The sequence below is a fragment of the Sorangium sp. So ce1335 genome (assembly GCF_051521615.1).
In the GTDB taxonomy this organism is placed as follows: Bacteria; Myxococcota_A; Polyangia; order Polyangiales; family Polyangiaceae; genus Sorangium.
In genome coordinates this window covers 1,588,126-1,602,974 of the sequence record NZ_CP150363.1, presented here as the reverse complement: position 1 = coordinate 1,602,974, position 14,849 = coordinate 1,588,126, and the positions used below count along the sequence as shown (strand labels likewise).

11 protein-coding genes are annotated in these 14,849 nt (G+C 70.9%); 2 read left to right on the top strand and 9 right to left on the bottom strand.

The window, feature by feature from the left end; all coding sequences use genetic code 11:
- Window positions 1–473: 473 nt before the first annotated feature.
- The 4 genes from WMF24_RS05810 to WMF24_RS05795 all read right to left on the bottom strand — a co-directional run bounded on the left by WMF24_RS05810 (window position 474) and on the right by WMF24_RS05795 (window position 5,795).
- Window positions 474–1,766, bottom strand: coding sequence for a serine/threonine-protein kinase (locus WMF24_RS05810; RefSeq protein WP_437735351.1), 1,293 nt, complete (start codon window positions 1,764–1,766; stop codon window positions 474–476).
- A gap of 277 nt (window positions 1,767–2,043) precedes the next feature.
- Complete coding sequence (locus WMF24_RS05805) at window positions 2,044–3,585, bottom strand: serine/threonine protein kinase (protein WP_437735350.1); 1,542 nt, start codon at window positions 3,583–3,585, stop codon at window positions 2,044–2,046.
- 51 nt (window positions 3,586–3,636) lie between these two features.
- Window positions 3,637–5,064: a carotenoid oxygenase family protein gene (locus tag WMF24_RS05800; RefSeq protein WP_437735349.1), complete on the bottom strand. Its 1,428-nt coding sequence runs from the start codon at window positions 5,062–5,064 to the stop codon at window positions 3,637–3,639.
- 68 nt (window positions 5,065–5,132) lie between these two features.
- Window positions 5,133–5,795, bottom strand: a complete 663-nt coding sequence (locus tag WMF24_RS05795) for a glutathione S-transferase family protein (protein WP_437735348.1) — start codon at window positions 5,793–5,795, stop codon at window positions 5,133–5,135.
- 193 nt (window positions 5,796–5,988) lie between these two features.
- Here WMF24_RS05795 and WMF24_RS05790 point away from each other — a divergent pair, with 193 nt between their 5' ends.
- Complete coding sequence (locus tag WMF24_RS05790; protein WP_437735347.1) at window positions 5,989–6,585, top strand: hypothetical protein; 597 nt, start codon at window positions 5,989–5,991, stop codon at window positions 6,583–6,585.
- 421 nt (window positions 6,586–7,006) lie between these two features.
- Here the strand turns inward: WMF24_RS05790 and WMF24_RS05785 are convergent, their stop codons facing one another.
- Entirely contained in the window at window positions 7,007–7,441 is a 435-nt protein-coding gene (locus WMF24_RS05785) for a hypothetical protein (protein WP_437735346.1), read from the bottom strand.
- Between the two features lie 594 nt (window positions 7,442–8,035).
- On the opposite strand from WMF24_RS05785, the gene WMF24_RS05780 reads away from it, so the two are divergent.
- The gene (locus tag WMF24_RS05780; RefSeq protein ID WP_437735345.1) at window positions 8,036–8,503 is read left to right on the top strand and encodes a hypothetical protein; all 468 of its coding nucleotides are present in this window, start codon (window positions 8,036–8,038) and stop codon (window positions 8,501–8,503) included.
- A gap of 207 nt (window positions 8,504–8,710) precedes the next feature.
- Here WMF24_RS05780 and WMF24_RS05775 read toward each other — a convergent pair whose 3' ends face one another.
- From WMF24_RS05775 to WMF24_RS05760, 4 genes are all read right to left on the bottom strand, one after another.
- Entirely contained in the window at window positions 8,711–9,289 is a 579-nt protein-coding gene (locus tag WMF24_RS05775; RefSeq protein WP_437735344.1) for a lysophospholipid acyltransferase family protein, read from the bottom strand.
- Window positions 9,290–9,561: 272 nt separating this feature from the next.
- Window positions 9,562–11,010 (bottom strand): GuaB1 family IMP dehydrogenase-related protein, encoded by a 1,449-nt coding sequence (locus WMF24_RS05770; protein ID WP_437735343.1) that lies wholly within the window; start codon window positions 11,008–11,010, stop codon window positions 9,562–9,564.
- Window positions 11,011–11,023: 13 nt separating this feature from the next.
- Window positions 11,024–12,211, bottom strand: coding sequence for a glycosyltransferase (locus tag WMF24_RS05765; protein ID WP_437735342.1), 1,188 nt, complete (start codon window positions 12,209–12,211; stop codon window positions 11,024–11,026).
- Entirely contained in the window at window positions 12,208–14,835 is a 2,628-nt protein-coding gene (locus WMF24_RS05760; protein ID WP_437735341.1) for an efflux RND transporter permease subunit, read from the bottom strand. Before WMF24_RS05760 ends, WMF24_RS05765 begins: the two co-directional genes overlap by 4 nt.
- Window positions 14,836–14,849 lie beyond the last annotated feature (14 nt).

Here is a 14,849-nt window from a genome sequence, read left to right as displayed (position 1 = left end):
GATGGCTGACCTCGGATTCGCGGCCGCGGCGTGGTCCTGGCAGAGCGCGACAACGCGATCGAGATCACGCCTTGGTCACGGCCGTGAGTATGCGAGATGTCCGGAACGATGCCAGACGCCGTTCTGGAACGACAGCGTTCGAGGAATGGAACGTCGAGAGCCCCGCCGGGGTCGAGCCTGCCCTGTTGGCGAGCTCATCGGCCGCGATGGGCTGCACGAGGCGCATCTGGCCGGGAGGCGCAGCGCCGCGCAGGAGGGGCGCTCGACCAGCGCTTCACCGCCTGCGGGGTCGAGCGCTGGCCCAATGAGGACACGCGATCGACCTGCGGCCACTCACAGGGGAATGTTCTGCCGTCTACGGACAGACCTCGGCGCCGCGCTGGAGGGGTGACCAGCCGGCTTTGCTCCGGCGGGGCGAGAGCTGCCGTCGAGCGGCGAGCCTGCTCCCGCGAGGTGGCCTTTTCGAGCCTCTGTCAGCTGAGCAGGATGGCGATCAAGAGCGCGACGCTGAGCAAGAGCGATACGACGATGGACGCGATGAGCCAGGGCCGCATCGCCGGCGAGGTCAACCTGGACGCGAGCGATGTCGCGCTCGCCTGGCGCCCCGGAGCCCCCGGCTGCATCGCGACGGTCGGCTCGATCTGCCTCGGCGCGCCCTCCATCGCCGCAATGGCCCCGTCGATGGCCGCGATCACGCTGGTAGCCGTCGGATAGCGTTGGATTGGGTCTCGCTGGACGAGCCGCATCACGATCGCCTCCACGTCGGGGCGGATACCTGCTCCCGGAGCACGCTGGCGGAGCGGGGGCGCATCCGCGAGGAGACGCTGCCGGAAGGACGATTGGCCGTCGCTCGCGTCGAACGGGCCTCTCCCGGACAGCATCTCGTACAAGATGATCCCGAGCGCATAAAGATCCGCGCGAGCATCGACGGCATCCATGCCGCGCACGGCCTCGGGCGCGAGATAACTGAGCGTGCCGAGGACCTGGTCGGCAGCCGTGAGGTCCTGGCCTTTGCGCGCGGCCTCGCGGCTCTCGGTGGACAGGAGCTCCACGTTCACCTTGGCGAGGCCGAAATCGATGAGCTTCACCTGATCGCGGGCTCCGAGGAGGATGTTCTGCGGCTTCACATCGCGGTGCACGATCCCCTTCGCGTGCACCGCCTCCAGAGCCGACGCGATCTGCCTCGCGATGTGGAGCGCGCGTCGCGCGGGGAGCGGCGCCGAGGCGATCACGTCCTGGAGCGGGGTGCCCTCGACATACTCGAGGACGAGAAAATGCGACCGGTCCGCGAGCTGACCGAAGTCGTTCGCCGAGACCACGTTCGGATGCTGGATATGCGCCCCCGCGATCGCCTCGCGCTCGAACCGCGCCACGATCTGGGGAAGGTTCCGGGCGCTCGGCTGGAGGACCTTGATCGCGACCTGCTTGCGGAGGTGCACCTGCTCGCCGCGGTACACGGCCCCCATGCCGCCCTGCCCGATGAGCTCGTGGACGCGGTACCGCTCCGAGATCAAGCTCCCGATCAGCGCTGGCGCTCCGTTCTCCGGGCGCACGAGCGTGGGTGCGTCGTCCGACCAGGGCCGTGCCGCAGCCTCGCTTTCTTCCTCAAGCGCGGAGCTCGTGAGCTCAACGACGGATGCGTCGCGTTGTTTCCCGAGCATCGGCACCGTGACGTCATCGGTGCTCGAGTGCCCCCTGGGTGGAATTATCCCCGGCATGGCGGGGAGTGTACACGCACAAAGGTGCTGAGAGCGGAGGAACCGCACCGCCGTCCGAGTGGACACCCTGCCCAAGCCGCCCACCGAACGGAAAAGCTGTGCAATTCCGCGATGCTCGTGGACGCGGCCCCGCACGCCGACGTAAGCCTACAAGGATGACCACGGTGCATCCAGCCGTAGCTCGCTGGTCGCCGCCCGCATCGCAGGAACCTCCATCCCCGCCCAGAAGGGCGATGAAGACATCGAGCGCGGGCGATCGGGGAGCTGGGCGTCGGCGTGCCCCTCGGCACGCCGACACGGTACAAGGCCCCCGCTCCTCACAAGTCTATTCCCATCGAAACTCGGAGGGGTGGTAGGCTTTGAGGCCATCGATCGGAACGGGCCCGTCGGGGGTGCCGGTGCACACCTGAACGCCCTCATCGTTCGTGCGCACAGGATAGGCCTGTTTCAACTTCGACGTGACGCAAAACGGATATTTGCCGTCCTTGATGAGCAGGCGATACTTACCATTCGGGGCGGGCCGGAGCGTCGATGAGGGCGCAGCGGTCGAGGATGGCGTCATGGGACTGGACGCCGTGGCCATCGCGCGAGCGCCACCGCTCGCCCTGCCCTCTTGAGATGCCTCATCGTCCGCGCGCTCACGAGCGTCTCCGGCGGAGCCTGGCGGACGAACACGGGTGTCTCCGGCGGAGTCTGGCGGACGAACACCGGCGTCTTCGGCGGAGCCTCGCGAACGGACAACGAAGAACACAGCGGCGAGGCAGACAGCGACGACAAAAGAGCCGATCACTCCGATGATCAAGAGCGGCGAGCTCGAGCCCGCTTGTGGATTGGTCACAGCAGATCGAGGCGACACGGATACGGCCCTTGGTGGCTGCATCGCCTGGCCCGGAGCAGGAGCGGCCATCGTCGGGCCATCGACGCTGATCTCAGACGACACGTCGGCTCGGATCACAGACGACACGTCGGCTCGGATCGACACCGAGGCTGGCGCGTGAGGGGCAGCATTGGCGCCCAGAGCTCGCTCGATGTCTTCACGCATGGCGCGGGCCGTTGGATAGCGGCGCGATGGATCGAAGGCGAGCGCGCGATCGACGATGGCGCACACCTCGGGGCTGACAGAGGGGGCGACGGTGCGCAGGGCCGGCGCAGGCTGCGTCGCCATTTTGATGAGGAGCTCGCTTTCCGTGGACCCCTCGTGCACACGGCGTTTTGCCAGGATTCGAAACATCGTCGCGCCGACGGCGAAGATGTCGGCCCGCCCGTCGATCTGGCCACCAGCGACCTGTTCGGGCGACATGTAAGGTATGGTCCCGAGCATCGCGCCGATGCGTGTACGAACATTGGAGCCGCCCTGCTTCATTCGGGCGATCCCGAAGTCGAGGACTTTGACGCCGCCTGAAGAGGTCAGGAACAGGTTGTCAGGTTTGATGTCCCGATGGACGATGCCGAGCCCGTGCGCGACGTCCAGCACCTCGAGCACGGTCGAGACGACGCGGAGCAGCTCGCGCTCCTCGATGCCGCTGGAGCCGTGAGCGCGCTTGCCGAGCGACTCACCCTCGAGCAACTCCATCACCAGGAAGGGCGAGCCATCCTCGCTCGTATCGATGTCGATGACATTGACGGCCGCGGGGTGACCGAGCTGGTTCACTGCGAGCGCCTCTTGCTCGAACCTGGCTCGAAGCTCCTTGGAGACCGCGATCTCCGGATGGAGGATCTTGATCGCGCAGCGTCGGCCGATCCTGTGTGTCGCCTCGTAGACGGCAGCCATCCCGCCGACGCCGATGAGCGAATCGATGCGCCATTTGCCCCGGAGGACCGTTCCGATTCGTGCTGTACAGTGCGCTAGCTGGGGATCATCGCTCATCGGGGTTCAGGCTCCCATGTGACGCCGGTATCCATCGCATGCCGGACCGCGTTACACGCCGGGCCGCCAGGTGCCGTGGAACCCGAATGGCACGCGGTGCGGCAGGCGGGCGACCGCGACGGGCCCAGCGGGGAGGCGCAGGGCATCGAACACCAGCAAGTCGCTGCGCTCCTCCTGTTCACGCCAGGCCACGGCGAGCAGCCAGCCGTCGCCCTCGGCCGCGTCCTTCGCGCGCGGCACGAACACCGGTTCGGACACCACGTCGCCGTGGGGCAGCGTGTGGAGGCTGCGTTCGCCGGTGTCGAAGTCGAACCGGGCGAGGCTGTCGTAGAGCACGCTCTCCGCGTCGCCCCGTGCGCGCGAGGTCGCATGGCACGTGTAGAAGCCGTAGCGGTTGCGCCGCCCCGTGTAGCGCTCGTCGATGCGTGGAAACTCCGCCACGAGATCGTCGAGGTACTCACGCCGGAACCCGGTGCTCGCATCCGCCAGGTGAAACGTCCAGCGGCACAGGCGCGCGGCCATCGCCTCGGGGTCGCCGGGGCGGCCCTCGGCGTCGGGCAGGCCGGGCGCAGCCTCCGACTGCATGACGTAGGCCACGATGGTGTCGCCGTCGTCCCATGCGTTCATCACATGGAACATGTGGCAGGCGTCAGTGTCGAACCAGCGCGGCGTGCCGGCCGCGTTCCCGCGCTGGATCACGCCGACGTGGGTCCGCAAGCTCGCGTCCCAGGCCAGCAACGGCTTGCCGCGCATGGCGCGTTCCACGCTGAGCGTCAGCGGCGTTATGGGAAAGAGCACATGCCCGCGCGTCATCATGAAGTCGTGCACCATGCTGGCATACGGCGCTGTGAACGACTGAAGCTGCGTGACCTCGCAGCGCGTGTCCATCACGCCATAGAGCATGCTCGGCGAGCAGGGACCGTCGGGCGAGTACGCGAAGAAGTGCAGCTCGCCGCTCTCGGGGTCGATCTTGGGGTGCGCGGTGCAGCGCGAGGTCACGCGGCCGCCGAAGCTCTGGTGCCCCCTGGAGGCCAGCGTGCGGGGGTCCAGCTCGAAGGGCTGATGCGACTCCTCGAGCGCGAACAGCCGAGCGCCGTGCCAGAGCATGCTGGTGTTGGCCGTGCCGCCGTTGCGGCCCTGCGCCAGCGGGTCGCTGGTGGCGGGGTTCCCGAAGGTGCCGAAGAGCGCGCGCCCGGCCTCGTGCTCGAGCTGCCACTTCGGCGTGCGCGCCCAGCGGTTGCTGTACGACACCTTGCCGGCGCCGAGGTGGAACGCATGCACCATGCCATCGCCGGAGAACCAGTGATAGTTGTCGTCGCGCGGCGTGTACTGCGGGTTCGGGCCGACACGGTACAGGCTGCCAGCCAGCTTGGGCGGCAGGGTGCCCTCGATCTCGAGCGCCGCGATGTCGTGCTCCTCACGGAGCGGCGCGTAGTTGCCGGTGAAGAAATGAGGGTTCGTCTGCGTTCTTGCGTTCACGTGGGGCCTTCGGGATTCAGTTCGTTCGGGAAGCGCTGCCAGATGGCGAAGTGCGTAGCCTCGATGGGCTAGCGCTTCGACCCGGCGGCGTCGAGGCGCGGGACCTCCGGGAGCTCCGGGGCTTCGAGCCCCGCGAACGGATCGCGCCAGGCGTCGATCTGCCACAGGCGCGCGTGCCATGCCGCGACGTGCGGGTAGTCCGAGAGCGGCAGCCCGGCGAGATCCGCGAACGGGAGCACCGACGCCATGCGAAAATCCGCATACGACACCGCGCCCCCGACGAGCCAGTCCCTGGCGCTCAGGACGCTGTCGAGAAGCGTCGCCGCCTGGGCAAAGGCCGAGAGCCCCTCCGCCACGAGGTCGTCGCGGATGGGGCCGAGCCCGTAGCGCTGCTTCGTCACGCGCTCGAAGTGGACCTTGTCGCACGAGGCGACGAAGTCGCACGTACCCCAGCTCAACCAGCGGATCATCTCCGGTTGTGCGGCGCCCGTGCGCCAGAAGTCCGAGCCCATGAGCTGCGAGAGGCGGCACGCGATCGCGTCCGTTTCCCAGAGCGACTGGTCCCCCTCGACGAGGATGGGCAGTCGCAGGTTCGGGTTCAGCGGCCGAAACTTCTCCTGCTGTGACGGGTCGAGAGGGGCCGCGTGGACGAGCTCCACGGGTGCGTCGAGGTAGCGCGCCACGGCGACGGCGACCCGTGGATTGAGGTTCCGGCTGAAGTACAGTTTCATGAATCGTCCTGTGCCAGGAAGGGCCCGGCTGGGTCAAGACGACGATATCCTGTGCTGCGAGACGGCTTCAGGCGGCTGAGCAAATCTGCGTCGCGTCGAGCGGATTGCCGCCGGCGGCGACCTCCACGTAGCTTCCCCGGATTCGCGCGCGCCGCGTTCGGCGCGGCGCGCGCCCAACCAAGGAGGTCGGTTCATGCCCAAGCAACCTGTGCAAGACCCCACGGACGTCGATCAGCTCTCCGCCGCCCAGATCGAGGAGCGCGTCGAGAAGACGCTCGAGCATATCGAGGCCATCAAGGCGCTCTGGCCTGGCCTGGAGCGGCTCGAGGAGGCGCGGCGCACGCGCAGCCTCGGCCGAAGCCTCGCCGTGATGGGGCCGCCGCTCGGCAAGCTCTTCGCGCTGCTGCGCCCCAGGGACGGCAAGGAGAGCGCGCTCGCCCGATCGTTTCATGTGCTCGGGGACCAGGACGACGGCGAGGACCCGGAGCGGTTCGAGGTGGAGCTGCTCGAGCGGCGCCTGAAGCGCGCCGTGGCCGAGCAGAAGGTCGCCGACGCGCTCGAGGATCTGGCGCGCCACCTCGACGACGACGCCCTCGCCACCGGCGAGATGGTCATCGGTCCGGGCCTCGCCGCGCTCGACCTGGCGCGCGCGATCGCCCGCCAGAACGCGACCTTCCGCGCCGTCCTGGCGCCGGTCCTCGACGACTTCCGGGCGATGACGAAGCAAGCGCGCAAGGGGAAGAAGCCCGAGGCGCCGAAGCCTGAGCCGGCGGCGCCCGAGCCGATCTGACGGCGCCGCGGGCGCGCCCGCGCAGCCCCACCGTCCCGACACGGCAGCGGCCGGCCAGGCGCCTCTCCTACCGCGCTGGCGCTGCCCGGCGCTGCCGCCCGTCGACCCGAAACCGAGCCCACGCACCGCCCCGCCGGGCATCCGGCCATGCCTCGCCAGGTACCAGCGGTACCTCGCCTGGTACCCGGCGGTACCTCGCCTGGTACCCGGTGGTACCTCACCTGGTACCCGGCGGTACCTCGCCTGGTACCCGGCGATACCTCACCAGGCATCTGCCAGTAGCTCGCCAGGTACCCGGCGATACCTCACCAGGCATCCGCCGGTAGCTCGCCAGGTACCCGGCGATACCTCACCAGGCATCCGCCGGTAGCTCGCCAGGCACCTGCCAATGCCCGGTTCATCCGGCCGAGATGCGCACGCGTCAGTACTCGACGTCCTGCTTGAAGACGAGCTCCGAGGACGGCGACTCGGGGTTTGTGGTCTTCTCGAGGCTGATGACGAGCTCGAACCGGGTGAGCGGCACGCTCACGTCCTTGAGCTTGCCGGTGCGGGCCTCGGCGTCGAAGTTGAGCGCGCCGACCCGCTGCCAGGGCGAATCGCTGTCCGGGCGCGCCCAGACGACGTAGGCGGAGCCGGCGGGATCGAGGCGATCGGGCGGGGGGAGGTTCTTCGCGCTGATGTCGAGGCGCGTCATCGCCGCGTCGAAGTTGACGTCGGCCACGACCACGGCGTCGGCGCCCGGCGCCTTCCCGATGCCCTGCGGCGTGTAGCGCAGCGGGCCGCCGCAGGCCGCCATCATCGCGCACGCGAACGCCACGACGGCGAGCCGCAGCACCTTCGATACATGTCCTCTCATCTCGGTAGATCCTCCTTGGTCGCTCTGCTGCGGGCGAAGACGCCTCGCGGAGCCCCCGGCACCGGCCGGCGGGCGAATCAGCGGCGGCATCATAGCGCCTCCGGCCGCGCCGACGGCGCTCGCCGACGCAGGATGCGACCCGCCGCGCCGCCTCCCCCGCCGCGCCGCCTCCCCCGCCGCGCCGCCTCCCCCGCCGCGCCGCCTCCCCCCGGCCGCGCCGCCTCCCGCTGCGCCGCCTCGCTCGCCGCGCCGCCTCCCCCGCCGCGCCGCCTCCCCCCCGCCGCACCGCCTCCCGCCGCGCCGCCTCGCTCGCCGCGCCGCCTCCCCCGCCGCACCGCCTCCCCCGCCGCGCCGGGTGGTGCGGTACTTACCGCGGGCAGCGCCGCAGAGGATCGAACCGCCAAGACGCCAAGAACGCCAAATGATTGAGATTTCTTGGCGTCCTTGGCGCCTTGGCGGTTCCCGAAGCTCCGAGCGTTCGGCCGATGCACCGCACGACCCGCGCGCGGCATGCGTCTCGGGATCGGCGGAGCGCGCGGTACGGACGGATCGCATGGCGAAGCGCCGCCCTTCGACTAAAGTCTCGAATTCGAGATGGATCTGGCACACACACGGCTCGGTGCGCGGGGCGATCGCTGGTCGACGTCGCGGGGGGTCCTGGATGTCCGCACGCCCGCGTTCGACGTCGTGACGCGGCGTTTCGAAGGGTACGCGACGCTCGATCTCATCGAGCCGGCGGTCAGGCACCTGGAGACCCTCATCGAGTCGGGCGTGCACCCGGTCGTGTTCAACGACTTCGAGCACGGCACCGGCTACGACAGCGACGTCCGCGCCAGGCTCACGGCGTGGCACCAGCGGAATTCCGGCAAGCTGAAGGAGGTCCACATCCTCGTCCGGCCGGGGCTCGTCGCCATGGGCGTCACGGTCGCCAACCTCGCCATGGGCGGCCGCTTCATCGTCTACTCGGATCGCTCGACATACGAGTGGACGCTCGCCGGCGCCCTGACCGAGCGGATCACAGCGGCGCCCACCTCGTCCGTGCGCGCGCCGTCCCCGCGCTGACGCAGGCTCCTGCCCCTGTCCGACGACCGCCGCGCAGCGGCTCGCGCCAGGCCCCGCGCAGCGGCTCGCGCCAGGGCCCGCGCGCAGCGGCTCGCGCCAGGCCCCGCGCGCAGCGGCTCGCGCCAGGGCCCGCGCGGCGGCCTCAGCCCGGGGGTCGGGCCGCACGGCAGCCCGTCCGGCAGCGCCGCGGCGCCGCCGGACCCGCGCTCACGGGTGCTGCGCGACCCCGTTCGCCTGCGCCATCCCGTTCGCCTGCGCGCTCCGGGCGCCCAGCGTGATCTCGCTCATCCGGCCCGGGTGCTTCCCCTCGATGCCCTCGTAATAGCGGCGAATCGTCGCCATGTCGGCCTCGATGTCGCCCGTCGGATGGAACACGTGGACGATCCCGCCGCGCTTCCGGGCGAAATCGAGGTAGCCGAGGATGATCGGGACGCCGGCGCCGAGCGCCACGTAATAAAAGCCCGTCTTCCAGCGCTTCGTGCGCGAGCGCGTGCCCTCGGGCGCGATGATCAGAACGAGCTCGTCGCGCTGCTTCAGGACGTCGACGACGGCCGCGACAAGGTTGTTCCTGTCGCGGCGATCGACGGGGATGCCGCCGAGCCACCGGAAGAACCAGCCGAACGGCGGCTCGAAGAGCGTGTGCTTGCCGAGCCACGAGAACTCGAGGTCGAGCGCGTAGCTCACCGCGAGCGTGAACGGGAAATCCCAGTTCGAGGTGTGGGGCGCCGCGATCAGCACCGCCTTCGGCGGGAGATCCGTCACGCCCTCCACGCGCCAGCCGAACACGGAGAGCCATGTCTGGCCGACGAACCGGCGAATCGCACGGCGGGTGGCTGAAAAACGCGGGGCAGGATCGCTCGGCATGGATGACCTCGACGGTAAGCAGCCGGGAGATTCGTCGCTGCCCGGGTGGATGTCACGTCACGCTTCCGTCATCCCCGCGCGCGGCACCCACGCCTCGCTTAACCGCGTTTTCCCAGGGGTTTCCCGCGCTCTTCCCGCGCTCTTCCGCGCTCGTCCGTGCCGGGCGTCGCGCCCGGCAGCGGCCGTGCCCGCGCTCAGCGGCGCTCGAGCCCGTGCGGCTTGCCCTCGCCGTAGCCGGCCAGCGTCTGCACCCCGATGACGGACTTCTCGTGGAGCTCGTCGAGGTTCGCCGCGCCGGCGTAGGTGCACGCCGACTGCACGCCGGTGATCATCTCGATCAGGATGGCGCCGACACTCTCGCGCCCCTCCTGGATGTAGATGCGCGACGTCGAGATGCCCTCGCGGAAGAAGACCTTCTTGGCGCGCTCGAACGGGTCGAGATCGGCGGTGCGCTCGCTGACGGCGCGGGCGCTCGCCATGCCGTAGTTCTCCTTGTAGAGCAGGCCCTCGCGGTCCTCCATCACGTCGCCCGGGCTCTCGTACGTGCCGGCGAGCGTCGTGCCGACCATGACGCGCGAGGCGCCGGCGGCGAGGTAGAGCGCCACGTCGCGCGGGTGCCGGACGCCGCCGTCGGCCCAGACGCGCTTGCCGTGGCGGGCCGCCTCGCGGGCGCACGCGAGCACCGACGTGAACGTCGGCCGGCCGGCGCCCGTCTGCATGCGCGTCGTGCACATCGCGCCGGGGCCGACGTTCACCTTCACGATGTCGGCGCCGGCCTCGATGAGCGCCCGCGTGCCCTCCGCCGTGCAGACGTTGCCCGCCACGAGCGGGACGGCGTCGCCCACCGCCTGCCGCACGGCGCGGATCGCCTCGATCATGCGGCGCTGGTGGCCGTGCGCCGTGTCGAGCACGATCGCCGAGACGCCGATCTCGAGGAGCCGGGCGGCGCTCTGGGCCGCCTGCGCCGAGATGCCGAGCGCCGCCGCGACCATCAGCTCGCCGCTCGCGTCGAGCGTCGGCCTGAGCAGCTCCAGGCGCACGGCGTCGTCGCGCGTGAGCACGCCGTGGAGCCGCCCGTCGCCGTCGAGCACGGGCACCGCCTTCACGCGCGCCTCCTCCATCAGCAGGAACGCCGCCCGGTTCGGCGTGCCGGCCGCGATGGTGATGAGGCGCGACGACATGAGCGCCGACGCGGGCGTGTACTGGTCCCGGTTGCGCAGGTCGGCGTGGGTGACGATGCCGATCGGGCGGCGCTCGTCGTCGACGACGACCACCATGTCGTGCGACCGCTTCCGGATGATGCCGTGCACGTCGCGGAGCGTCGCCCGCGGGGAGACCGAGAGCGGCGTGTCGTACCGCGGGTCGGCGCCCTTGATGTGCCGGACGATGCGCTCGACCGTGTCGAGATCCATGTCCTGCGGCAGCACGCCGAGCCCGCCGAAGCGGGCCATCGTCTCGGCCATCCGCTTGCCGGTGACCGCGTTCATGTTCGCCGAGACGATCGGGTGCGAGCCGCCGGGGAAGTCCGTCGGGCGCAGGTCGGTGTCGAGGCGCGAGCCGCCGGCGAAGTACCCGGGGGTCAGGAACACGTCTTCGAGCGCGAGCTCCAGGCTCTCGTCACGCTCGGGGTGGAGGAAACGCATGCACAGGCTCCGGTCAGGGGTCGTGGCGCGGCGCCGCGCGGCCGCGCGCGAGCAGGTCCGCGTAGAGGGCGAAGAGCGCGTCGAAGTGCTCGTCGCTGGCGGGCAGCCGCTCGCCCGCGGCGCGGGCCGCCGCGACGCGCTCGCCCCGGGGGCGGTCCAGGATCCGCTCGATCGAGGCGGCGACCTCGGCGGCCGGGGCGCGCGCCGGGTAGGCCTCGGCGGCGCCGGGGCTCACGAAGTCCATCGCCGCGCCGGCCGCGGGGACGACGAGCGGCAGCCCCGAGCAGAGCGCCTCGCCCAGCACGAAGCCGAACGTCTCGGCGGCGCCCCCGTGGGCGAAGACGTCGGCGCTGGCGAGCAGCGCCGCGTAGGTGGCGCGGTCCTTCGCGAAGCCGAGGAAGCTCACCTGCGGCAGCGCGGCCGCGCGCCGCTCGAGCCGCGCCCGCTCGGGCCCGTCGCCCAGGATCGCCAGCGCCACGGGGCGCCGCGCCGCGAGCTCCCGGACCGCGTCGATCACGAGCGCGACCCGCTTCTCGACGGCGAGCCGGCACGCGACGAGCACGAGCGCGGCCGACGGGTCGTCCGCGAACCGGCCGAGCAGGCTCCGCCGCAGCGCCGGGTCGGCGCGGGAGGGGTCGAACGACTCGCGCCGCACGCCGAACGTGACGCGGTGGACGCGCTCGCAGCCGTGCGCGCGGAGCTGCTCGGCGATGAACGTGCCCGGGGCGATCGTCGCGTCGAACCGCCGCGACAGCGCGCGCGGCCAGGCGAACAGCGCGCCCTCCAGGGCGCGGGCGACGGCGCGCGGGCGCAGCCGGTCGAGCAGCGGCGCGGCGTACGTGCTGATCTGATCGGAGTGGTACACGAACGTGCGGAGGGGGACCGCGCGCTCGCGGGCCACGACGAGCGCGGACGTGTACGGCGCGCTCGCCTGGAGCACGTCGGGCGCCTCGCGGCGGATGATCGCGCGCACCGCGCCGAGCCGGAGGAGCGCGTGGTAGGTCGGGTCGTACGGCATCGGCGGGCCGGCCACCCGCACGATGCGCCCTCGCTCGAGCTGCACCTCCTCGTCGCGCGGCCCGGGCGCCACGACGACCACCTCGTGGCCGCGCCGGCTGCCCTGGCGCACGAGCTCCTCGAGGTACGACCGCACGCCGCCCCCGCGCGACGAGAAGAACTCCGCGACGTCGAGGATCTTCATGAGTGCTCGCTCCCGCGGAACAGGATGCCGCTCTTCCACGCGCTGCGCAGCGCCCCGGTGCGGTTCAGCACGTGGAGCAGCGCCGGCAGGAACAGGAGGGCGCTCGCCACGCACGCGATCTCGCCGCTCACGGCCACCCAGCCGAACGAGTTCAGCGCCTGGTTGTCGGCGAACACGAGCGAGCCGTAGCCGAGCACGGTCGTGTAGCTGCAGAGCGCCACCGGCCCGGCCGAGCGCTTCAGCGCGAGCGTGACGTCGCCGCCGAGCAGCCGCGCGCGATCGAAGACGTTGAACGGGTACTCGCAGCCGATGCCGAACGTGATCGGCAGCGCGATGAAGTTCAGGAAGTTGATCTTCACGTCGAGCATGGCCATCGCGGTCGCCGTGCCGAGCACGCCGAGGACGAGCGCCGACAGTACCGTGAACGCGCCGAGCAGGCTCCCGGTCGCGAGCACGACGACGATCGTGACGGCCAGGAACGACGCCGCCGTCGCCAGCGGGCCGTCGCGCTCCATCGACCGGATCATCTCGGCGAAGACCGTCGGCCGGCTCGCCGTGACGACGTGCGTGCCGTCGGGGAGGACGACGTTGCCGGTCGTGTTCGCCATCCGGAGGAGGTTCTTGCCGTTCGAGAACGAGACGTCGTTCTTGTACTTCACGTAGAACACCGTGCCCACGACCCCGTTGTTCTCCTCGAACCTGCGCCGGATGAGGTCGGGCAGGTCCTGGGGCGCGATCACGCGCAGCGTCTCCGGCGGCATCATGAGCCGGACGCGCTCCTGCTGCTCCGGGGTGAGCGACCTGAGCACGCGCGGGGTCAGCCGGTCCCGGATGCGCTCCAGGATCTCGATCTTCTTGCGCTGCTCCTCGGGCGTGCCGGGGAGGACGTCGGCGATCGTCGCGACGTCGGCCACGAGCCTGCCCTGCGGGTCCTTCGCGTCGTTCGCCAGGATCTGCGCCTTGATGGCGGGCACCTGCTCGGGCGTGTCCGCGAGCATCATCGCGCCCGCGACGTTCATCTTGCCGCCGAAGACCTCGGACGCCTTGAGCGACCAGCTCCCCGCGCCCTTCTGCTGCGAGCTCTTCGAGCCGAGGCGCGCGAAGTTGTACTCCCACGGGTCCTTCACGTACGCGGGGAGCTTCCACGCCGCGAGGAGCAGCGTGATCGGCGCGACGGCGAGGATCACGATCGGCCACCGCTTCGTCGCGCGCGCGAGCAGCCGCGCGGTGGGCCCCGAGGCGCCCTCCTCCGAGACGCGCGGCGCCGGATCGCGCAGCCAGCGCGGGAGCCTCGCCTGAAGGCGCTCGATCGCGACGATCGTCGCCGGCACGAGCGGCACGATGGAGGCCCACACCGCGAGCATCCCGACGAAGCCGATCGTGCCGAACTGGCTGAAGCCGCGGAAGTGCGTGATCGTGAGCGATCCGTAGGCGATCGCCGCCACGCACGCGCCGACGAGCTCGGCCCGGAAGGCGTTGAAGACCGCCTCGCGCCGCGCCTCCTCGGCCGCCATGCCGCGCGCGCGGAAGTCGCGGTACCGCGACAGGAGCACGATCGGGTAGTTGACCCCGTTGCCGACGATGATCGCCCCGAGGAACGCGCCGACCGTGTTGACGTAGCCGTACGTCGCCGTCGCGAACGCGTAGCCGGCGCTCGCGCCGAAGGCCGTGGGCAGGCCGATCACGAGCAGCGACCACGGCGACCGGTAGTAGAGGCTGACGCCGCCGAGGATCAGCACCAGGGCGACGACGGTGGCCCACACCGCCTCGCTGACGAGCGACTTCTGCTCGGCGATGGCGTTCGGGATGTCGCCCGCGTACCCGACCTGCATGGCCGGGTGGAACTGCGCGGGCTGGAGGCGATCGACGAGCGCGGTCACGTCGTCGAGGAGCTGCGCCGCCTTGCGATCGCCCATGCCGGCGCTGCGCGAGACGATGCGGATCGCGACCATCCGCCCGTCGGGCGTGGAGAAGTAGCCGCTCGGGAACTCGTCGATCTTCTTCAGCCGCCGCTGGAGCTCCGCCCACGTGTCGTCGAGCGAGAGGCCCTTCTTCTCGTCCGGCGCGCCCGCCGCCTGGCCGCCGCTCGCGCCGCCGGGCTCGCCTTCGTCCAGGTCCTCGATGAGGCCGCCGCGGAGCGCGAGCTCGAGCTCGATGGCCTCGTCCGCCTGCTCGAGCTCGCGGACGCTCGCGTAGAGCCACTTGTTCTCGTCGAAGAAGCGGCGCGCCTCCTTCGTGCCGGACTCCACGTAGCGGATGAGCGACTCCGGCCCGCACGCCTGCCGGCACGCGTCGTCGGCGCACGCCGCGAGGCAGGCCGCGCGCTGCCGGAGCGGCGCCTCGACCTGCTCGGTGAGCGCGTCGATGAACCGCTCGTTCGCGCCGCGATCCGGCGACTCGGCGATCACGATGAGCTGCGCGCCGCCGTCGACGCGCTTCGCCTGGCGCTCGTACGCCATGAACGCCGGGCTGTCGCTCGGCAGGAGCTCGCGGAGCTCCGTGCGCAGCTCGAGCCGCGACGCGTAGGCCCACAGCCCTGTCATGGCGGCGATCGCCAGGCCGATCACGAGCCAGGGACGCCGCCCGCTGAAGTCGACGAGCGCCCCGATCATCCTGAGGAGCATGAGAAGAACACCTC